Below are 21,255 nucleotides of genomic sequence, written 5' to 3'. Positions count from 1 at the left end.
ACCTCAGCGACGAAGTGACGGCCGCGGTGACCGGCGTGGTAGCCAGTGGTGACACCGCCGGTGCCCCGGACAATACCACCCTGGAAAACATGCTCGCGGTGACCGGTGGGGTTGCCAGCGGTGACGACAGCGGCACGCTGAGCTGGATGTTTGATTCCGGCAACGAGGCCTTCGACTACCTGGCCGACGGCGAAAGCCTGGAGTTGACCTACACCATCACCGCCACTGACAGCCAGGGCGAGGCAGCGACTCAGGCAGTAACCATCACCATCACCGGCACCAACGACGCCCCGGTGATCGGCAGTGGCGACGACAGCGCCGGCCTGACCGAGACCAACGCGAGCTTGAGCGCCGCTGGCAGCCTGGCGGTGGAAGACCTCGATCTCAGCGACAGCGTTACCGCCACGGTAACCGGCCTGACGGTGGGTGGCACCGGCCCCGACTCGCCGCTCAGCGAAGCGGCTCTGGAAGCCATGTTCAGCCTGGATGCCACCACCATCATCGCTGCCGGTGAGACCAGCGACAGCCTGGATTGGACGTTTGATTCCGACAGTGAAGCCTTCGACTATCTGGCCGCTGGCGAGACGCTGGTCCTGACCTATGCCGTTCAAGTCAGCGACGGTACCGCCAATGACAGTCGTGAGGTGACCATCACCATCACCGGCACCAACGACGACCCGACGATCACCGCCGCCGATGACAGCGGCGCGGTGACCGAGGATAGCGGCGTGATGGACGGCAACCTCAGCGACAGCGGCACCATCACCTTCGATGACGTCGACCTGAGCGACACTCACACGGTGAGCGTGAGCGGTGCCGCGGGCAACGCCCTGGGCGGTGGCCTGGTTGCCGCGATCAGTGATCCTGCCACCGGCGCCGGTGACGGCACGGTGATCTGGACCTACACGGTGGCCAATGCCGCTGTGCAGTACCTGGCTCAAGGTGAAGAGGCCCTCGAGACCTTTACGGTGACCATCGACGACGGCAATGGCGGCACGGTCACCCAGGACATCACCGTGACGGTGACCGGCACTAACGATGCGCCGGTGATCGGCAATACTGATGCCATAACGCTTTATTCTGTTATGGAAGGTTCAGGTGAACCGGAAGGAAACGTTGGGACCTTGGTTTCCCAGCTGCTAGCAGAAGCTGATGTCTCCGATGTAGACAATAACGCTCAGGAAGGACTTGCGCTAACCAGTACCTCGGGAGATGGCACCTGGTGGTATACCCTGAATGGTGGTGATAATTGGCAAGAGGTAGGGGCCGTATCCGAGTCCCAAGCGCTGCTGTTGGCAGCTAATGATAACACTCTAGTCTACTACGAGCCCGGCAGTGGTGAAAATGGTTCGCTTGAGTTCCGAGCCTGGGATCAGACCAACGGTGTTGCGGGGCAAAAGGTTTCAGCGCTCGAGACCGGCGGAAGTACTGCATTCTCAAATGAATTGGTAGTTGTGGAGGCAGGAGTGGAAGCATCGCCCACCCAGACTCTCTACTTGCGAATTGATCAGCCGACTTTCAGTGGAGTGAACTCTGCGCAGACCTTTGAGAATTTTATGGTCAAGTTAGGGGGGCATGAATATGAATTCAGCGCGGTTGGCGGGGCTGGCGGTAGTTATAATGAAGCAACAGGGGAAATCACACTGTCAGGAAATTCCGGCAGGTGGATAGTTTTGGAAATAGAGGATGTCCCTGTATCCGGTAATATGGATTTGGAGTTTACGTACTCTATTGCCCACCATCAACAGAATAGCAACGGCCGTGGCCCTATCTTTAGCTTGGGGACGAGTAACAATCATTTAGTTGGATACGATGATAATTCCTACAAGGTTATTGAAAATTACTCTTCTGATAGCAATTACACTAGTGGGAGTGGCGTAAGTCGAACGATTGGATTCGGATATGATGCCAGCAGTGGGCATGTAACCGTCACAGGCGTCGAGGATCCCATCATCTTCGACCTTGGCGATCCTGGCATCTCCCTGACCGGCTCGGCGATGTTCGACATGAACGACGATGGCCGTGCCCAGCAACTGGCCTGGACCAACGGGCAGGACGGCATCCTGGTCATGGACCTCGATGGCTCGGGTGTCATCGAGTCCGGACGCGAGGTGTTCTCCCCGGACTTCGGTGAGGGTGGTCACCGCGACGCCATGGCTGCCTTGGCAACGCTCGACAGCAACGGCGACGGCGTCATCGATGAGAACGATGAAGCTTTCGAGTCGTTGAAACTTTGGGTGGATGCCAACGGCGACGGGGTCAGCGATGAGGGCGAACTGTTCAGCCTGGGCGAGCTCGGCATCGTGGCCATCAATCTGGATGGCGAAATCGGCGGTGACCCCATCGATGGGCAGACCGTCCTGGCGCGTGGCGAGTTCGTCTATGCCGATGGTAGCAAGGGTGACTATGCGGCGGTCGAGCTGGTTGAGACCAGTACCACCATGGTGCGAGTTGCCGAACAAGACGGTGGCACCGCGGTTGGCGACGAGGGTAACGACATCCTGATCAGTAGCGGTGTGGGTACCACGCTAATCGGTGGCGGCGGGAATGACCATTTCTACGGCGGGATGGGTGACGATGTCCTGATCGGTGGAAGTGGCAACGACGTCATGACCGGTGGCGGTGGTGCCAATACCATGACCGGAGGTGGCGGCAACGATATCTTCATCTTCCGGCCTGTCGATGGTGGTGGCGTCGATACCATCACCGACTTCACCGTCGGCCTGGGAGAGGATGCCGATACCTTGGTGCTGTCCGATCTGCTCGATGGCTACGATCCTGAAAACTCATTGCTTGAGGCCTTCGTACAGGTTCGCGAAGAGGAGGGAAATACCGTAATCAGTGTGGATCGGGACGGTGACGGTGATGAATATGGCGCTATCGACCTGGTGATTCTCCAGGGGGTGACCGGCGTTGATCTGTCCACCTTGCTTGAAAACCAGAACTTGGAGGTCTAACTGGGGCCGGGTAATACGCGATCTTGTTACATAAGGAGCGCTGGGTAAAGCCAGCGCTCCTTCTCATCGTGGTCTTGACAGCTGACGAACTTGCTGCGAGTTAGTGTTTGTCAAGCCCCCCGTCAGCGCCGCGGCCTGTGCTCGCACCTCGGCGTAGTGGTGGGCTTCCAGCGCGGCGAAGCCGGCTAACCGCCGCGCCTTGAGTCGGGTGAGCAGCGGCGTGGTGAGGCCGCACAGGAAGCGTGTGATCAGGTCGGGGGTGAGCGGGTGACGATCCTGGCTGGCGGTGAGCTGCTGGATCAGCTCGCCCGCCAGCCCCTCGATGGCGTCGATTGCCAGCGGTGGTGGCGCCTCGCCCTGGGGCAGGCGGGCGACCTGCCCATGACAGGCGGAGCAGTGGCCGCAGTGCTGTGGCGCCCGGTCATCGCCGAACCACTCGGCCAGGCGGCGGCTCAGGCATGCCTCGCTTTCGAACAGGGCCAGCATGGCGTGGAGTCGCTCCACCTCCGCCTGCTCCTTGTCCCGGAAATAGCCATGCAGTTCATCGCTCAGGGCGGCCGGATCAATGTCCTGGCGCAGCACCTCGTAGACCTCGGTCATCTGCTTGCTTTCCAGCGTCATCCAGCCCTTGGTGACGAAGTAGTCCAGTGCCGTGATCACCCGGCCGCGCTCGGTGTTCACGCCCCGTTCGCCGCCCAGGCGGGCGAGTGCCTCGAAATCCAGGGTGTACCAGGTCCGGGCGCGCTGGGAGGCATCGAGGATCGCCTGGACGAAGGCGCCACGTTCGCCCTCGAAGCGGGCGACCAGAACCTCGGGCTCCTCGTGCAGGCGGAAGCGGTACTCGGCGAAGTAGCTGTAGCGCGGGGCAATGATGCCGCGCAGCTCCAGCTGAACCAGCAGGGTCTTCAGCGGCAGTGGGCGAATGTTGCTCTGCTGCGAGAGGCTGTTGAGCATCAGTTCCCACTGGCTGCCGGCGCCGCCCCGGCTCACCGCGACCACCTCGTCGATCACCTGGCGAATGCCGTAGTGTTCCGGGGTGTCGCCGAAGACGAAGTTCTCGAGCACGTTGAGGTGGTCGCGCCCGGCCAGCATCAGGCAGTCGGAAGGCTGGCCGTCGCGGCCGGCCCGGCCGATCTCCTGGCTATAGTTCTCGATCGACTTGGGCAGGTCGAAGTGCACCACGTTGCGAATGTCGGCCTTGTCGATGCCCATGCCGAAGGCGATGGTGGCGACGATGCAGGGCATTTGGCCCGCCATGAAGTCGCGCTGGATGCGCTCGCGGATCTCGCTGTCGAGCCCGGCGTGGTAGGCGGTGGCGGGGAGCCCGGCCTTGCTCAGGTAGGCGGCCAGGCGTTCGGCGGTCTGCTGCAGGGTGACGTAGACGATGGTAGGCGCGGGTGGCTGTGCGTCGAGCTTGGGTCGCAGCCACTCGACCAGGCGTCTCGGCCGCGTCTCGGCCGGCACCGGCGCCACCTCCAGGTTCAGATTGGGACGATAGAAACCGGTGGCGGTGACGTCGCTCTCGGCGATGTCGAAACGCGAGCGCATGTCGGCGATCACCCGCGGGGTGGCCGTGGCGGTCAGCAGCAGTACCTGGGCAATGCCGAACTCGCGCCGGTAGTCGGGCAGCTTGAGGTAGTCCGGCCGAAAGTTGTGGCCCCACTCCGAGATGCAGTGGGCCTCGTCAACCACCATCAGCGAGATCGGTACGCGGCGGATGAAGGCGCGGAAGCGTTCGTTCTTGAGCCGCTCCACCGATATCATCAGGATCCGAATATCGCCCCGCTTGACGCCCTCCATCACGGCGGCGGCCTCCTCGCGGCTCTGGCCCGAGTCGATGCTGGCGGCGGCGATCCCGTGGCGCTCGAGGAACGCCAGCTGGTCCTGCATCAGTGCCAGCAACGGCGAGATGACCAGGGTCAGGTGGGGCAGGTGCAGCGCAGGGAGCTGGTAGCAGAGCGACTTGCCGGAGCCGGTGGGAAAGATTGCCGCCGCCGAACGGCCCGCCGTTATCGCCTCGATCACCGGGCGCTGGCCGGGGCGGAAGTCGCCGTAGCCGAAGACCTGCTGTAACGTCTGGTCGATCATGTAGGCACTCCCTGCGCTGCTGTTATTGTCCTGAAAGTCATGTTCTGAAGGCGGAGGCCATGGCGACCACCGAGCGACACCGAACATTCTCGCATATTGTCGGCTTCGACGACTGCCCGTTCCCGCGCGGGCATCGGGGCGACGTCGCCATCGTCGGCACGGTGTTCTCGGGGCTGCGCCTTGAGGGCGTACTGTCGGGTCGGGTGCGGCGGGATGGCGTCAACAGCACCCGCGAGCTGATTCGCCTGGCCGGCGGCTCCTGTTTTGCCGGCCACCTGCAGCTTGTCTTGCTGCAGGGCATCGCCCTGGCCGGTTTCAACGTGGTCGACGTGCCGCACCTGCATGCCGAGCTGGGCCTGCCGGTGCTGGTAGTGGCGCGCCGTGCGCCTCGCCGTGAGGCCATGCGCCGGGCGCTGCTCGAACGGATTCCCGGCGGGAGCCGCAAGTGGGCGCTGGTCGAACGCCTGGGCGAGATGGAGCCGCTGGCGGGAGTCTATGTTCAGCGTGTTGGGCTGAGCGAGGCAGAGGCGGTAGCGGTGATCCGTGCGACCACGCCCCATGGCAAGATTCCCGAGCCGCTGAGGGTAGCGCATCTCATTGCCGGCGGGGTGGCGACTGGCGAGAGCAGGGGGCGGACATGAACGATTCGCCGTAACGGTGGACCCGCCCTGAGCATCGAAACCGCTGCGTGGAATGAGACATGACAAGGCTTGTCATGACCCGGCCGCCCCAGGTTGGCATAATGCCCCTTTTGCCCGCAGGGAAGACCCATGACCGCCTGGAGCAAACTGCTCGTCGCCACCACAAGGCTGATCGACCTGCACGACAGCGCCCACGAGCCGGGTTCGGCCTTCGTGCAGGTCAGCCAGGAGCAGCGCCGAGGCCTGCGTGATGGCTACTGGCTCGACCTCGGCTGCCTGCTGCTGGACTACCTGCTGGATGTGGATTTCGCCACCAACAGCGCCTTCGTCTCCCAGACGCGCTGCCTCAACCACCTGCGCGATACCTATCCCGAGCTGCCCCATGACGACCTGACCTTCGTCATCAACCTGCTGTCGACGCCGAGTGAGCTGAACTTTCGTCAGCCGTCCCCGACCCCGGACGCGCGACAACCGTCCCCGACCCCGGATGCGCGCCAGGCGTCCCCGACCCCGGAGGCGCGTGAGCCGTCCTCGAATCCAGATGCCGGTGAGGCGAGCGGTGCGGTGCGCTCGCGGCGCAGCACCAAGCGTACGGCGCTGATCGAGAAGCAGGGCCAGACGGGCCAGGTGCGCCTCACGCCGAGCGGCCGCCAGGCGGTGACCCTGGCCAGCCAGGTCGAGGACCTGCTCTATTCCGAATACGATGCCGCCAAGGTGCTGGCGGCGCTGGCCCGGGGCGACTTCGCCCGTATTCCCGATATCACCAACCAGATCCTGCTGGCCATTCGCGCCCTGACCCAGGAGCTGCGCCGGGTGCGCGAGAATCCCACCCGCGAGGGCAAGTTGATCGCGCTGCTCGACAACGAGCGCCACTACCATAACGCGCTCTCCAGCATCCAGCAGACCCTGCTCGACGGCCGGGCCCAGCTGACGACCCCCAAGCTCATGGAGCGCTTCGACGTCTGGCGGGAGGCCCAGCCCGACGAGTGGGATCTGCGCGTGCTCTCCGGCGCCATCGGCCGTGTGCTCAACGCCATCGAGAACCTGTCGCGGCGACTCTCTGAGCTGCTGGCCGATATCGCCGAGGGCCGAATTCAGTCCATGGGCGTGGTGGACTTCCAGGACATGGCGCGCGAGTTGCTGGCCGCGCCCGCATCGCCACGGCTGCAGGAGGCGGTGGTGCGCCGCATGATGCCGCTGCATGCTCAGGCGGTGTTTCCCCGCCTGGCGCCGCTGGTGCCGCTGCTGGAGAGTCGCCGTGCCGAGGCGAGCCACGCCGCGCTGGTCTTCGACGAACAGCACGATGCCAGGCCGGAAGACCCGCTGCTGGCACGCTTCCTCGAGGCTCGCGGGCCGGCGCTGCGCGAGCGGATCCACCAGGCCCCGCTGTCGCTGCCCCAGGCGCTGGAAGAGGGCTGGCACCGTTTCGAGGAGGGCGACTGTCTGGCGCAGCTGCTTAACACCTTCGTCGACACCGAATTGCTCGATCGTCGTCTCACGGTAGGCATCGACAGTGAGCCCTTTACGTTGCTGCTGGCCGACGGCCGGCGTATCGACGGTGCGGTGACCCCCTCGCTTGGCTTTTTTCAGGCGACCGGCAATGAACACAGCGCTACCAACCGAATCGATCAGGACGAGCCCGTATGAACATGACCGAAATGGGCGAGGTAGTCGCCTACCTGCTGCGCTATCGCAGCGCCGAACGCCTGCCCGGCAGCGGCCGCAAGCGGCGTGCCGCGCGGGAGGGCCAGCTCTCCGAGCGCGATGTCTGTGCGCTGATCGATGATGCCAGCGATATCGAGCGCGAAGGCCTGCGCGACTTCCTCGCCGGCCAGGGGCTGCGGCTCAAGGTGTTCGAGACCGGCGACTACCCCGGCATCGCGCCCGGCTCGCGCTACTACGCCCTGCTGCCGGACCCGGAGCTGGAGCAGCCGCCGCTCTATACCCGCGAGCCGGTATTCGAGGCGCTCAAGCTGCGCCAGGAGAGCCGTGCCGAGCTGGCCCAGTGGTACCTGCAGCTCTGGCTGCTGATGCACACCCTGTTATATACCCGCTACAACCGAGCGCTCTCCGACGTCAGCCGCTACCAGGAGGCCACCTTCAGCGGCGTGGAGCTCGCCGAGCTGATGCGCGAGCAGCTCGAAGCGCTGCGTGCCCTGGGCGAGGCGGCGCCGGAGACGAGCCGCGGGCTGCTCGAGGAGCGCGGCGAGGATATCACCCGTCGGGTGCGCGCCTTCATCGAGCTGCAGGTCCGGGCCGGGCTGCTGGAGAGCCCGCGGGATTCCGGCGAGGCGTCGGCCGTGGACCCCGACGGCGAGAGCGTGGGCGAGGTCTGGCAGCAGACGCTGCTGGGCGCCCTGGAAAGCGAACAGATCGGTATCCACCAGCTTGGGCATCTCCAGGCACTGGCCAGAGGGCTGGAGGAAGCGCCGGGTAGTGGTCAAGAGAGATACGCTCAGGAGGATGGCATCGAGAGCGACGGTCACGACGAGGAGGCAACCGCATGAGCGTGATCAACCGTATCGAGATCGCCAACCTGCTCAACAAGCACGGCGACGTTGCCTCGCCCTGGGACGCCAAGATGCGTCACCTGCTGCTTGACCTGCGCGGCCAGTCCAGCGCCATCAGCATGGAAAACGGCTTCGGCAAGACCACCCTGGCCGAGGCGCTGATCGGGCTGCTCTCCCGGGACCGCACCCTGCTGGCGCGCACCCGGCGCAAGTGCACCCCCTCATCGGTGGCGGGCGAAGGGCGCAGCTGGAGCCACCTGCGGGTGGAGTTTCGCTCCCGCAGCGGCGGTGCCCGCCAGGACGACATGCTGGCCGCCGCGGGGGAGGAGGTCGCCGGCGAGACCTTCGTCTTCGGCTTCTATGGCTACAGCGATGGCAGCGGGCTCTCCTTCTATCACTATGCCGGTCGGCTGGAGGACATTCCGGTTCATCACCTGACCCGGGACGGCAAGCTTGCCCTGCACGCCAACAGCGATATCAAGATGGCCATGAGCCAGCGTGGCGTGCGCCTGACCCACAACCGCGAGGAGTGGCTGGAGGCGGTGGGCGCCCATGTCTCCCGCCGCGAGCTCGCCCAGCTCGCCGCCTTCCAGAAGGAGGGCGGCGCCGACAAGAGCCAGATCTTCAATGCCATCAAGCCGCGCCAGGGCGAGAAGGCGGATCAGGCCTTCTTCTTCGAGGTGCTGGCCCCCGAGATCCTCTCCGGTGCCACCCGGGGCGAGACCGACGAGAGCGAGGAGCTGATCGAGGAGGTGATCCTCAACTCCGGCACCAACATCACCGAGCTGCGCCACCGGCTCGAGGAGGCCGAGAGCGACCAACGCCGTGCCAGCGACAAGGTCGAGCGCCTGGCCGCCCTCAAGGGCCAGGGCGAAACGCTGCGCGCCGCCCGTGACCAGCTGCTCGAGCTCGACCGCGGGCTGGCGGCGAGCGAGGCCCTGCTCGGCGGGCAGGCCCTGCTCGGCCTGCCGGGGTTGCCGCGGCGGCCCGCTGCTGTCGATGGTCAGGATGCTGCCGATACAGAGCCAAGCGAGCACGAGACCGTCCAGGGCTTCGCCTGGGCCGTGGGCGATACCGGCCGTCCGCGGGTCTCCACCTGGCTGCTGGCCCGGCTCTCCGGGCTCACCGAGCGCGCCGTGCGCCAGGCGCTCTCCGAGCGGGGCGCGCGCCTGGACGTTCACCGCCGCCTGATTCACCTGGCCGAGGCCGACTGGCCGGCGGGCCGGGATATCGGCCATGTGGCCTTCGCCGCTGCCCGCGACTGGCTCGCCGAGAGCCTCGCCTTCAATGACGACAGCGCGCGCTACCGGGCGCTGAGCGCGTTGGACGAAGGCGCCGAGGCATTCGAGGCCCTCGACGGCAACCGCTTCCGCGAGGAGGTGATCGCCGACACCCTCTACCATGAGGAACTGGGTCGTGACCTGGCCGGGCTGGACGAGCACCGCGATGGCCTGGAGCAGGCCCGCGAGCGGCTCGAGTCGCAGCAGCGGGATTTCGTCGATAACCAGAGCTTCTACACCCAGGCACTGGCCGAAGGGCTATTCGATGAGGCCGAGCTGGAGGTGCCGGAGGGCACCGCAGAGGTGGCCCGGGAGCAGGCGGCTTCCGCCAGGCAGGCCTTCAATGCTCACCTCGGGCGCATCGGTGAACTCAAGCAGGTCGCCGCTTGGCACGAGGCCTTCCAGCGCCAGCAGCCGGGTGCCATGCCCGGCGAGCTGTTACAGGAGAAGCAGGAACGCGAGGCGGAACTGGAGGAAACCCTGGAGGGGCTTGCCCGTGAGCGCGACGACGCGACCGTGGCCCTGGAACGGGCCCGAGGCGAACGCGAACGGCTGAGCGGCGAGCGTGAGCGACTGGCCGGCGAGCAGGGGCTGCTGGTCCGGGGGCAGGCACCCTGGCGGGCCTTTGTCGAAGGCTGGCCCAACGAGGAGATCGGCGGCTTCTGGTCCCGTCGCAAGACCGCCCTGGCCGAACTCGACACCCGCTGCCGTGAGGCCGACCGGCGTCGGCAGGATGCCGAGCGTACCCGGACGCGGCTGGCCCCGCTGGCCCAGGCCGCACGCCACTACCAGGAATTGCACGGCGACGACGACCCGGTGCATCTGCGCCAGCGCCTGCGCGACCGGGAGCGCACCCTGGCCGACGAGAAGCACCGCCTGGAAGCCGAAGAGACTCGGCTGCGGCGGCTACACCGGGCACGGCTCGCCTTCGCCGATAACAGCGAACTGACGCCGGAGGCCTGGCTGCAGGACGCCAAGCGTCGCTATCCACGCCTGCTGCGCGAGGCGGAAACGCTGGAAGACGATATCCAGGCGCGGGAGCGTTACCTGGAGAGCCTGGCCGGCGACCCGCTGGAGCGCCGCGCGGTCGAGGCCGAGGCGCACCGCCTGCTCGACGACACGGGCGTCGCCTGGCAGCCGCTGCACGAGGTTCTCAATCATGCCGACTCCCCGCTGGAGCGGCGGCGTGAATGGCTGGTCCAGGCGGCCGGCCTGCTGTTCGCCCCGGTGGTGGCCGGCGTCGGCGCGGCGCAGGATGCCGCCGCCGCGCTGATCGAGGCCGGGCTCGCAGTGCCGGTCTTCGAGGCCGAGCGGCTCTCCTCGTTGCTGGATTGCGGCGAGCCGCCGCTGGGCGCCGTGCAGGGCGTCGAGACCCTGGCGGTGAAGGCCGCCCTGGACCCGAGCTATCTGGAAGCCCTGCGCGAGGCCACCGAGAAACGCCTGGCCGCGGACCGCGAACGGCAGAAGGCGCTGGCGGCCGAGTGCGCTCGTCTCGACCCCCATGGCGAGGGATATGCCCTGGCGCTGGAGGCGCGGGCTGCCGACGAGGAGGGTGTCGAGGCGTTGCTGGAGGCGCTGGGGGCGGCCCAGGGCGAGCTGGCTGAACGCCAGGCGGCGCTGGCGCCGCGGCTGACCGATGCGGCACTGGCCTGTATCGACGACTTCCAGCGCTACCTGCAGGAGGGGGGCGATCTCGCCCTGGAGGAGGCCGCCGAGGCCAGTCTCGAGGCCGAGACGGCACTGGCCGAGCTGACGCCGGAGCGGGAGCGTGCCACCCGCGAGCTTGAGGCCCACGGCCAGACCTGGCTCGCGGCCGAACAGTTCAACGATGCCGGCGGTGTCGAGCGGCTGCAGGCGCTCGAGGCGCGATTAGCCGAGCTTGAACGGCACCTGGCCGAGGCCGCCGAGCGGCTGGAAGCCGCCGTCGAGAGGAATGAGCTGCTGAATCAGCAGCACGCCGATGCCGAGGCGCAGCGGCGTCGCATCTTCGGCGATGGGGAACGCGACCGCCTGCGGGCACTGGCCGCCTTCGAGGAGGAGGGCGGGGTCGCCTTCATGGCCAGTGCCGCCGAGGTACAGGCCGAACTCGAAGCGGCGCTGGCGCAGGCAAGCCGGCGCGCCGACTTCGATTTCAGCCGCATACGCGCCTATCTCGATGTGCGCGATGCCGGCGGTGGCAGCCAGAAGCTGGAGCGTGAGATCGCCCGGGTCAAGCGCGAGCTGGGCGAGGCGCGTGACGCGCGCAAGGCCAAGGCCGCCGAGCGCGATGCGGTGGAGGGTCGCCTGAACGATCAGCGTCGTGCCCTGGAGTGGGTCGATCAACTCGCCGTCGACTGGCTGCGTGCGCTGCGTGAGCTGCCACAGGGCTGGGCGCGTCGCCTGGCGGCACTGGAGGACCTGGCCGACGCCAGCCGCTGGCCCCACGACGATGGCGACCACGAGGCCCGTGACGCCGCGCTCGAGACCTGGCATGCCATGGCGGGGGAGACGTCCGAGCTCGATGTCACCGCCCTGGAAGCCTGCCAGCAAACCCTGCTGGACGCCCTCGGCGAACTCAACCTGGGCGAGCGGGCCCGCAACCGGGAGCGTCAGGCGAAGCAGGTCGAGACGAGCGAACGGCGGCTGGCGGAGTCCCTGGAAGAGGCGGCCCACAGCCGGCTGTTCAGCGATACCGAGCGCGCCAGGCTGGCCATGCTCAAGGGTGCCAGCGCCGCCGCACTGAACGACCTGCTCGCACTTCACGAACAGCTCTTCGACCAGCTTGGCGACCATCGCCAGCGGGTCGATCGGCTGCACGCTTCCCGGGAGCAGATCGAGGGCACCCTGGTCGAGCGTCTCAGCTCGATCATCAGCGATGCCGCCGGCAACCTCGACATTCTCCGGCGGGTGGCCCGCAGCAGCGGCGAGGGCGGTGCCTTCTTCGAGGTCAAGGCGGCGCTGATCGGCCCCGACCAGCTGCGCGAGCTGATCACCACCCTGCTGGCCGATATCGACGAGCACCAGGCCGCCATGCGGCGTCGTGCCGAGCGCGATGGCGGCGTGGTCGACGGCGAATCGCGGCGTCGCGACGACGACCTGCTGCGCCAGATTCGGCGACGCATCTATCGCGGGCTCTTCCACGATGTCTCGATCCGACTCAAGCACGACGCCATCCGCCCCCACGGCCGGCTCTTCTCGCTCAACGAGGAGATGTCGGAGGGCCAGCGCGAGGCCGTGTCGCTGATGTGGCTGGTCAAGCTCTCGGAATTCGCCATCGAGCGGGAGCTCCGCGAACTGCCGGGCCACCACAAGCGCCGTGCCCGCAGCAGCCGCGAGAGCGTGATCCTGCTCGACGGGCTATTCTCCAAGCTGTCGCATCGTCGGCTGATTCAGGACTCCCTCGAATCGCTGCGCAATACCCGCGGGCGCTTCCAGATGATCGGCCTGATCCACAACCCCAACTACGAGAACGACCCCGAGATCTTTCCCACCTATCTGGTGGGCAGCGTCATCGGCGGCGCCCAGGGGCAGGGTGGCCACGTCATGGTGCGCGACGGCCGCATCACCGCCCCCGAGGAAGTAGGGCGCAGCCAGGGCGAAGCCAGCCTGTTCGGGATTCACGTCACAGAGGCGGTGGAGTGAAGGATCATAAGGGTGGCAATCGCTTGTCATGGCAGGAAAAGTCAGCTGTTGGAGCGCTGCTCCGCATCGCGACTGGCGCCGTCAGGCGCCTTGGCGGAGGCTGAAGCGTGGTGATGGTCGCGAACGTTGGCAACACCGCCGGGAGTCCTTCGGCCTCCAGTCGCGAGCTGAAGCTGCTCCAACAGTGCGGTAGTTGCCGACCTTGTTGGAGCGCTGCTCCGCATCGCGACTGGCGCCGCCAGGCGCCTTGGCGGAGGCCGCAACGGCCGCAGTGTTCGCCAGCGTCGGCAATACTACAGTCGCGAGCTAAAGCTAATTCCTACAGCAACTTTCTTATTAGACGAGGAGTACACGGCATGCACGTCATCATCGATCTTTGCGTAGTACCACTGGGCGTGGGGGTATCGGTCTCGCCGCAGATCGCCGCCTGCCAGCGTGTCATTCAGGCATCGGGCCTCGAGCATCATATGCACGCCTATGGCACCAATATCGAGGGGCCGTGGGACGAGGTGATGGCGGTGGTCAAGCGCTGCCATGAAGTGGTGCACGAAATGGGGGCGCCGCGCATCACCACCACCATCAAACTGGGGACCCGGACCGACCGTGAGCAGAGCATGGGCGACAAGGTGACGAGCGTTGAGGACAAACTCGCCGGTCAAGAGTGAGTGCGACGTTTGGGCTGTCAGGTTTTCGTTACGCCCTGTCAGGTTTTTGAACCGACGTTCCTGCGCGACAGACCGGCTTCGGCAGGGTGTAAGCATTGCTTTACGGCGGTCGGGGTGGCGCCGACGCCGACAGGGGTAGCAAGGGGGTGTCTGGACGTTCCGGTGGGAGCGGCGGGGCACTAGGCTGGGGGCACATCACGGCGCCGCAGGGCGCCAATAACAACTGTGTCAAACCCTGGCCAAACCCTTGGAGAATTTCCATGAACGCGCCTGCCAAGACCGTCGCTCCCATCAGCCAAGAAAACCCCATCGGCACCAACGGCTTCGAGTTCGTCGAGTACACCGCCCCTACCCCCGAGGGCATCGAGGAACTGCGTGCGCTGTTCAACCGCATGGGCTTCACCGAGACCCGCAAGCACCGCTCCAAGCAGGTGTTCCTGTTCCAGCAGGAGAACGTCAACTTCGTGCTCAACGCCGAGCCGGAGAGCCACGCCGCCGAGTTCGCTCGCGTGCACGGCCCCAGTGCCTGTGCCATGGCCTGGAAGGTGGCCGACGCCAGGCAGGCCTTCGATTACGCCGTGGCTCACGGCGCCGAGCCGATGGAGAACCCGGTCGGCCCCGGCGAGGTGGGGATTCCCGCGGTGCGCGGTATCGGCGGTTCGCTGCTCTACTTCGTCGACAACAAGGTCGACAGTGAAGGGCGCACCATCTATGACATCGACTTCGAGCCCATCCCCGGCCGCACCCCGCAGGACAGCAGCGTGGGTTTGCAGGTGCTCGACCACCTGACCCACAACGTCGACCGTGGCCAGATGGACTTCTGGGCCAATTTCTATACCGATATCGCCAACTTCCGCGAAAACCGCTACTTCGATATCAAGGGCAAGAAGACCGGGCTGCACTCCCGCGCCATGACCGCACCCTGCGGCAAGATGCACATCCCGATCAACGAGTCCGCCGACGACACCTCGCAGATCGCCGAATTCCTGCGCGAGTACAACGGCGAGGGCATCCAGCACCTGGCCATGGCCACCGACGACATCTACGCCACGGTGCGTGCCCTGCGCGCCAACGGCGTGACCTTCCTCTCCACGCCGGACACCTACTACGAGAAGGTGGACCAGCGTGTGCCCAACCACGAGGAGAATGTCGAGGACCTGCGTGAATTGAGCCTGCTGATCGATGGCGGCCCCGACGAAGGCGTGCTGCTGCAGATCTTCACCGAGACCGTGATCGGACCGATCTTCTTCGAGATCATCCAGCGCAAGGGTAACGACGGCTTCGGCGAGGGCAACTTCAAGGCCCTGTTCGAATCCATCGAGGAGGATCAGATCCGTCGCGGTGTGCTCAAGGACGACTGATCGATGAAGCGGCCCCCGTCACCCGATGGGGGCCGTTCTTTTTGCTTGTCAGGTTTAACGTCCGAATTACTGAAACTAAACAATAAAATTGCGTTGCAAGATTGGTATTATGCCGGTCATATTGCTGCGTCAATTGCTAACAACGCATCCCCTGGTGATCCATGACGACTCCTCAACAACCTCGCGCTCAGTGGCTCGGCCGCTGGGGCTTCGTGCTGGCGGCAACCGGTTCCGCCGTCGGCCTGGGCAATATCTGGAAGTTTCCCTACATCACCGGCGAGCACGGCGGCGGGGCCTTTGTGCTCGTCTACCTGGCCTGCATTCTCGCGGTGGGTGTGCCGGTGATGATGACCGAGATCGCTTTCGGTCGTCGCGGTCGTGGCAGCCCCATCGACGCGGTTCGCCGGGTGGTGACCGAGTCGGGCCGCTCTTCGGCCTGGTCGCTGTTGGGCTGGCTGGCGATGTTGGCCGGCTTCATGATCCTGTCGTTCTACGTGGTGGTGGCCGGCTGGTCGTTCTCCTACCTGTGGAAGATGCTGACAGGCGGCCTGGCCGGCAGCGGCGTCGACGACATGGTGGCGATCTTCGTTGCCAATAACGAAAACCCCCTCAACCTGGGCTTCTGGAGCACCCTGGTAGTGGTGCTGACCATGTTGATCGTCGGCAAGGGGGTGCAGGCCGGGATCGAGCGCAGCGTGACCTGGATGATGCCCGGCATGGTGATCATGCTGCTGATCCTGATCGGTTACGGGATGACTTCCGGGGGCTTCGGGGAAGCCTGGCGCTTCCTGTTCTCCTTCGATACCGGAAGCCTCTCCAGCGATGGCATGCTGGCCGCCCTGGGCCATGCCTTCTTCACCCTGTCGCTGGCCTCCGGGGCGATTCTCACCTATGGCAGCTACCTGCCGGCGCGGGCCTCCATCGTGCGCACCACCTTTAGTGTCGCCGTGGCCGATACCTTGGTGGCGCTGATGGCGGGGCTGGCCATCTTCCCGGTGATCTTCGCCAACGGCATGGATCCGGGGGAAGGGCCTGGACTGATCTTCATGAGCCTGCCGCTGGCCTTCCAGGCCATGCCCATGGGCACCCTTTTCGGGATCCTGTTCTTCGTCATGCTCTCCATGGCGGCGCTGACCTCATCGATTTCCATGGTCGAGGCCACCGTCTCCTGGCTGTGCGACAACAAGGGGTTCTCGCGCCGCGCGGCGGCCTGGGGGACCGGCATCGTATTGTGGCTGATCAGCACCATGGCCATGCTGTCGTTCAACCTGGGCGCGGATTGGACGCTGGCGGGGCGCCACTTCTTCGACTGGCTCGACTACCTTACCTCGCGCTGGATGATGCCGCTGGGAGGCCTGGGCATGGTGCTGCTGGCCGGCTTCGTGCTGAAGAACGAGACCTTCCGTGATGAGTTGGGCCTGTCGCCACGCTGGCATGCTCTCTGGCTGTTCATGGTGCGCTATGTCAGCCCCCTGGGCATCCTGGTGATCTTCGTCGACGCGCTGGGTATCGCTCGCATCGAGTTCGGCATCCACTGGCCATGGCTGCTGGCTGCACTGGCGCTGGTCACGTTGATCGGTGAGCTGGCGAGCCCTCGTCTACGGCAAGCGATGGTGGGATGATTGCCTGCAAGCCCGTCGGTATCGTCCGATGGGCTTGCCCATTGCCCGGAATCGCTGGGGTGCCTCGGCTTCGGCAGCATGCGACAATGATGCTTTCACCAGCGCCGAGCCTCAGCCCATGTCCTCCCCGCGCAGAGAATCCATTGCCGAGCTCCAGCGTATGCGTCGTGGCCGACCGCGGCGCGGCTGGCTCACGCGCAGCTTCCGCCTGCAGGTGATGCTGCTGGTCGGCGTTCTGCTGGCCGGCATGCTGCTGGCCCAGGGTGCCTACCTCAACCACCGCAAGGGCGAGATCATCAGCGACCAGATTGGCCAGCGAGCCCTGGCCGTGGCGCTGAGCGTGGCCAGCATCCCCGAGCTCATTGCCGCCTTCGACGACCCCGATCCTAGCGCCACGATCCAGCCCATTGCCGAGCGCATCCGGCGGGAGACCGGTGCGCGCTACGTGGTGGTGGGCAATAACGAGGGGCTTCGCTATTCCCATCCCCTGCCCGAGCGGCTCGGCCAGCCGATGGTCGGCGGTGACAACGACCGGGCGTTGCTGCATGGCGAGTCCTATGTCTCGGAAGCCACCGGGTCGCTGGGCGAGGCCATGCGCGGCAAGACGCCGGTCCTCGACGCCGAGGGCAATATCATCGGTATCGTGTCGGTGGGCTTCATGCTCGACCGGGTGGCCATGGACGTGGTCGAGCACACCAGCCTGGGCTGGTGGCTGGTGGCACTCATGATCGTGCTCGGCTTTGCCGGTGCCTATGGCCTGTCGCGCCATCTCAAGCGGGTGATCCTGGGCCTCGAGCCCTACGAGATAGCCCGCCTGGCCATGGAGAAGGAGGCGATCCTGCAGTCGATTCACGAGGGGATCCTGGCGGTGAATCGCGAGGGCCAGATCACCCTGGTCAACCAGCAGGCGCGGCGCTTTCTGGGCCTGCCGCCGGTGCATGCGGTCGTCGGGCAGCCGGTTCAGGACATCGTTCCCAACTCGCGTTTGATCGAGGTCATGGAGCGAGGCGAGCATCAGTTCGACCAGGACATGTGGCTGGGGGACCATCCGGTGGTGGTCAACCGGGTGCCTATCCATCACGCGGGTGAGGTCGAAGGGGCGGTGGCGACCTTCCGCAGCCGGCGCGAGATCGTCGAGCTCTCCAATGCGTTGAATGCCGCCAGCCGGGACGTGGACATGCTGCGTGCCCAGGCCCATGAGTTCTCCAACAAGCTCTATACCATTTCCGGGATGCTCCAGCTCGGCCGTATCGAGGATGCCATCGCCTTGATTCATCAGGAGAGTGCGCATCAGCAGGCCCAGATGACCTTCCTGATGAAGCATGTGGGCGACCCGGTGGTCAGCGGCACCCTGCTCGGCAAGCTGACCCGGGCCAGGGAGCTTGGCGTGCAGCTGGAGATCGACGAGCAGAGCTCGCTGGTCGAACCGCTCACGGTGACGGGCCAGGAGGTCCTGATGACGGTGATCGGCAACCTGCTGGACAATGCCTGCCATGCGGCGCTACAGGGCGACCGTCATGCCGAGGAGGGGCCGCGGGTGAGGTTGTTCTTCACCGATCTGGGTGAGCAGCTGCTCATCGAGGTGGAGGATAATGGCCCCGGCGTCCCCCACGAGCACGTCGAGGCGATTTTCCAGGAAGGCTTCTCCACCAAGCCGGGCAAGCATCACGGCATCGGCCTGGCCCTGGTCAGCCGCCTGTGTCGGGAGAACGGTGGCGCCATTACGCTGGAGGAGAGCGAGCTGGGAGGGGCCTGCTTCATCGCCGTGCTCGATCGCTCCCTGTGCCGGTCGCCGTCAGCGGGGGCAGGGCCAGCCGCCGCGACAGGGCAGACCATGAATCGTACATGACCACAAGCACAACCCATAAGCACAACCATAAGCACAAGACGATGCAGAAGACATCGCGGGGGTAATGATATGCATGAATCGGACGATTCGCCTGCGGAGTTTGGCATCCTGATCGTCGAGGACGACTTTCGCATTGCCGATATCCACCGAGCCTTCATCGAGCAGAGCGAAGGCTTCCGGGTGGTGGGCATGGCCAGAAGCGGTGCCGAGGCGCGGTCGCTGATGTCCCGACAGGCCGATACGGTACATCTGGTCCTGCTCGATGCCTACCTGCCGGACGTGGAGGGGCTCGAACTGCTCTGGTCGCTGCGCCGGGATTACCTGCAGGTGGATATCGTGATGATTACCGCTGCCCGGGAGGTGGAAACCATCGCCGAGGCCCTGCGTGGCGGGGTCTTCGACTACCTGATCAAGCCGGTCCAGGCCGCTCGTATGGCGCAGATGCTCGCGCGCTTCCGTCGCGAGCGTGCCGCCCTGACCGCCCGCAGCGAGATGAGCCAGGAGGAGCTCGACAGGGCATTGACCCGGCTGCGTCCCGAGGGGGCGCCGGGAGGCGGTGCGCGCAGCCTGCCCAAGGGAATCGATCGCTTGACGCTGCGCACCGTGGTGTCGGCGCTCGAGCAAGCCGCATCCCCGCTGGCCGCCATGGAGGTGGCCCGCGCCATGGGCGCCAGCCGCTCCACGGCCCGTCGCTACCTGGAGTTTCTGGTTTCGGTGCAGGTGGTGGGCGCCGAGCTGGGCTACGGTGACGTGGGCCGACCGGAGCGTCGCTACCGACTGCTGGGCGATACGTCGCCCTGGTGTGAAGAAGGCTAGCTGAGGAAAGCTAGTTGAAGAAGGCTAGCTGAGAAAGGCCAGTTGAAGAGGGGCGTGGAGGGGGGAAGGCGAGTGGGAAGGCCTCCGTGAACAGAATGGACAGAATGGGCGTAAAGGACTATTTGTCATTTATGTTCAGAAGCTTGTGGCCAAGGTGGCGCTCTTCTAACGTTCACATGGTAGCGCCCAAGGGCGACCACATAACGATCACGCAACAGATCACACAACAAGATGCCGAACCCGGAGAACGCCATGACTACCAAGCTTTCCCTCAAGCGCCTGACGCTGCTGGCCTTGCCGCTGGCCGCTGTCGCCGGTGTAACGACTGCTGCCAGTGCCGATGAATGGACCCCGACTCGTTCCATCGAGTTCATCGCGCCGGCCAACCCGGGCGGTGGCTGGGATACCCTGGTGCGCACCACCTCGCGGGTGATTCAGCAAGAGGGCTTGGCCGATCAGAACTTCGCGGCCATCAACGTGCCGGGTGGTGGCGGTGCCGTCGCCTGGGCCCAGATCGCCCGCGACAGCGGCAACCCCCACAAGCTGTTCGCCACCAGCCCGCCGATCATCCTGGTGCCGCTGGCCGGTACCTCGCGCCACGATCATACCGACTTTACGCCGATCGCCCGCCTCATCACCGACTACTCCATCGTACTGGTGGCGCAGGATTCCGAGTATCAGGATCTCAACGACCTGTTCGCGGCCGTCGAAGAGAACCCGGGCCTGAGCATCGGTGGCGGCAGTGCGCCGGGCTCCATGGACCATATCTCCATCGCCGGCCTGGCCTCGGCTGCCGGCCTGAACGCGGCAGAGGTCAACTACATTCCCTTCTCCGGTGGCGGCGAAGCGATGACCAGCCTGATGGGTGGCCACGTCGAGGCGGTCATCACCGGCGCCGGCGAAGCCTCCGGTCAGCTGGGTGAGGGCAGCGACGTCAGGGCGCTGGGCGTCTCGGCCCCCGAGCGCATGGGCGGCGTCCTGGCCGACATTCCGACCTACCAGGAGCAGGGCATCGACTACACCTTCGATATCTGGCGTGGCGTGATGGGTGCCCCGGACATGCCGGCCGAGGCGGTGTCCTACTACGAGGACCTGTTTGCCCGCATGCTGGAAACCGACGGCTGGCAGGATGCTCGTGACCAGCTGGGCTGGCTCGACGCCTACCAGAACAGCGAGGAGTTCGGCGAGTTCCTCGATGCGCAGAAGGAACTCTTCAGCGAAGTCCTGAGCGAACTCGGTCTGCTCGGCGAGTAAACCGTTACGAGCCATCGTCGGCGAGGGCCCCGCAACGGGGCTCTCGTCCGTACCTTCAGCACTGCTTGAGCCCTTCAGGCTCGAGGTCCGCCATGACTCGACTCAATACCAACCAGATCATTGCACTGGTGCTGGCCGCGCTAGCGGTAGGCTACCTGGCCATGGCCTGGCAGATCCGTCCCTTTCCGCTGCCAAGGCCGATCGACTCCGACATGTTTCCCAAGGTGCTGGGCTTCACGCTGCTGGGCCTGTCCCTGCTGTTGTTCCTGGAGAAGCCCAAGGCACAGGACATACCCGAGGAGCTGGACCCCGAAGAGCAGGCCGCCCCGCTGCTGCTGAAGCCATGGTCGCGGGTCATCGTGACCACCCTGGCCATCGTGGCCTACGCGCTGCTGCTGGTGCCGGTAGGCTTCGTGCTGGCCTCCGTATCGCTGGTCTTCGGGCTGGCCTGGTACTACGGCTATCGCCGCCATGGGGTCAACCTGGCCACCTCGCTGGGCGTCGTACTGACTCTCTACCTGACCATGACCCGGATCATGGGCGTCTATCTGCCCACCGGTTTGCTGCCGCTCTGACCACGGCCCGGAGTCT

Annotated in this window: 13 protein-coding genes; 12 read left to right on the top strand and 1 reads right to left on the bottom strand. The window is 65.6% G+C overall.

Features of this window, described 5'->3' with window-relative positions; all coding sequences use genetic code 11:
• Window positions 1-2,957, top strand: a 2,957-nt coding sequence (locus LY622_RS22075) for an SPM autocatalytic domain-containing protein (RefSeq protein ID WP_234292862.1), incomplete at its 5' end; no start/stop codon positions are given.
• 63 nt (window positions 2,958-3,020) lie between these two features.
• On the opposite strand, the gene LY622_RS22070 is transcribed toward LY622_RS22075, so the two are convergent.
• Window positions 3,021-5,045, bottom strand: coding sequence for a RecQ family ATP-dependent DNA helicase (locus LY622_RS22070; protein WP_234292860.1), 2,025 nt, complete (start codon window positions 5,043-5,045; stop codon window positions 3,021-3,023).
• Between the two features lie 59 nt (window positions 5,046-5,104).
• On the opposite strand from LY622_RS22070, the gene LY622_RS22065 reads away from it, so the two are divergent.
• The 11 genes from LY622_RS22065 to LY622_RS22015 all read left to right on the top strand — a co-directional run bounded on the left by LY622_RS22065 (window position 5,105) and on the right by LY622_RS22015 (window position 21,239).
• The gene (locus LY622_RS22065) at window positions 5,105-5,686 is read left to right on the top strand and encodes an endonuclease dU (RefSeq protein WP_234292858.1); all 582 of its coding nucleotides are present in this window, start codon (window positions 5,105-5,107) and stop codon (window positions 5,684-5,686) included.
• A 129-nt stretch (window positions 5,687-5,815) separates the two neighbouring features.
• A complete protein-coding gene (locus LY622_RS22060; protein ID WP_234292857.1) occupies window positions 5,816-7,333 on the top strand; it encodes a hypothetical protein in 1,518 nt (505 codons plus the stop codon).
• Window positions 7,330-8,193: a hypothetical protein gene (locus LY622_RS22055; RefSeq protein ID WP_234292856.1), complete on the top strand. Its 864-nt coding sequence runs from the start codon at window positions 7,330-7,332 to the stop codon at window positions 8,191-8,193. Before LY622_RS22060 ends, LY622_RS22055 begins: the two co-directional genes overlap by 4 nt.
• A complete protein-coding gene (locus LY622_RS22050; protein WP_234292855.1) occupies window positions 8,190-13,097 on the top strand; it encodes a coiled-coil domain-containing protein in 4,908 nt (1,635 codons plus the stop codon). The genes LY622_RS22055 and LY622_RS22050 overlap by 4 nt, the downstream gene beginning before the upstream one ends.
• A 356-nt stretch (window positions 13,098-13,453) precedes the next feature.
• Window positions 13,454-13,762: an MTH1187 family thiamine-binding protein gene (locus LY622_RS22045; RefSeq protein ID WP_234292854.1), complete on the top strand. Its 309-nt coding sequence runs from the start codon at window positions 13,454-13,456 to the stop codon at window positions 13,760-13,762.
• A gap of 260 nt (window positions 13,763-14,022) precedes the next feature.
• Complete coding sequence (gene hppD, locus LY622_RS22040) at window positions 14,023-15,123, top strand: 4-hydroxyphenylpyruvate dioxygenase (protein ID WP_234292853.1); 1,101 nt, start codon at window positions 14,023-14,025, stop codon at window positions 15,121-15,123.
• Between the two features lie 161 nt (window positions 15,124-15,284).
• On the top strand, window positions 15,285-16,745 hold the full coding sequence (locus LY622_RS22035) for a sodium-dependent transporter (RefSeq protein WP_234292852.1): 1,461 nt from the start codon (window positions 15,285-15,287) through the stop codon (window positions 16,743-16,745).
• 118 nt (window positions 16,746-16,863) lie between these two features.
• Window positions 16,864-18,594, top strand: coding sequence for an ATP-binding protein (locus LY622_RS22030; protein ID WP_234292851.1), 1,731 nt, complete (start codon window positions 16,864-16,866; stop codon window positions 18,592-18,594).
• A 69-nt stretch (window positions 18,595-18,663) separates the two neighbouring features.
• Entirely contained in the window at window positions 18,664-19,410 is a 747-nt protein-coding gene (locus tag LY622_RS22025; protein ID WP_234292850.1) for a response regulator, read from the top strand.
• Between the two features lie 252 nt (window positions 19,411-19,662).
• Window positions 19,663-20,664 carry a tripartite tricarboxylate transporter substrate binding protein gene (locus tag LY622_RS22020; protein ID WP_234292849.1) on the top strand — a complete coding sequence of 334 codons (1,002 nt, stop codon included), beginning with the start codon at window positions 19,663-19,665 and terminating at the stop codon, window positions 20,662-20,664.
• Window positions 20,665-20,756: 92 nt separating this feature from the next.
• Window positions 20,757-21,239 carry a tripartite tricarboxylate transporter TctB family protein gene (locus LY622_RS22015; RefSeq protein WP_234292848.1) on the top strand — a complete coding sequence of 161 codons (483 nt, stop codon included), beginning with the start codon at window positions 20,757-20,759 and terminating at the stop codon, window positions 21,237-21,239.
• Window positions 21,240-21,255: the final 16 nt, after the last annotated feature.

The organism is Halomonas alkalisoli (genome assembly GCF_021412585.1).
GTDB lineage: Bacteria > Pseudomonadota > Gammaproteobacteria > Pseudomonadales > Halomonadaceae > Halomonas > Halomonas alkalisoli.
Note: the sequence above shows the minus strand (reverse complement) of the source record. Positions and strands in the feature narration are given on the sequence as shown.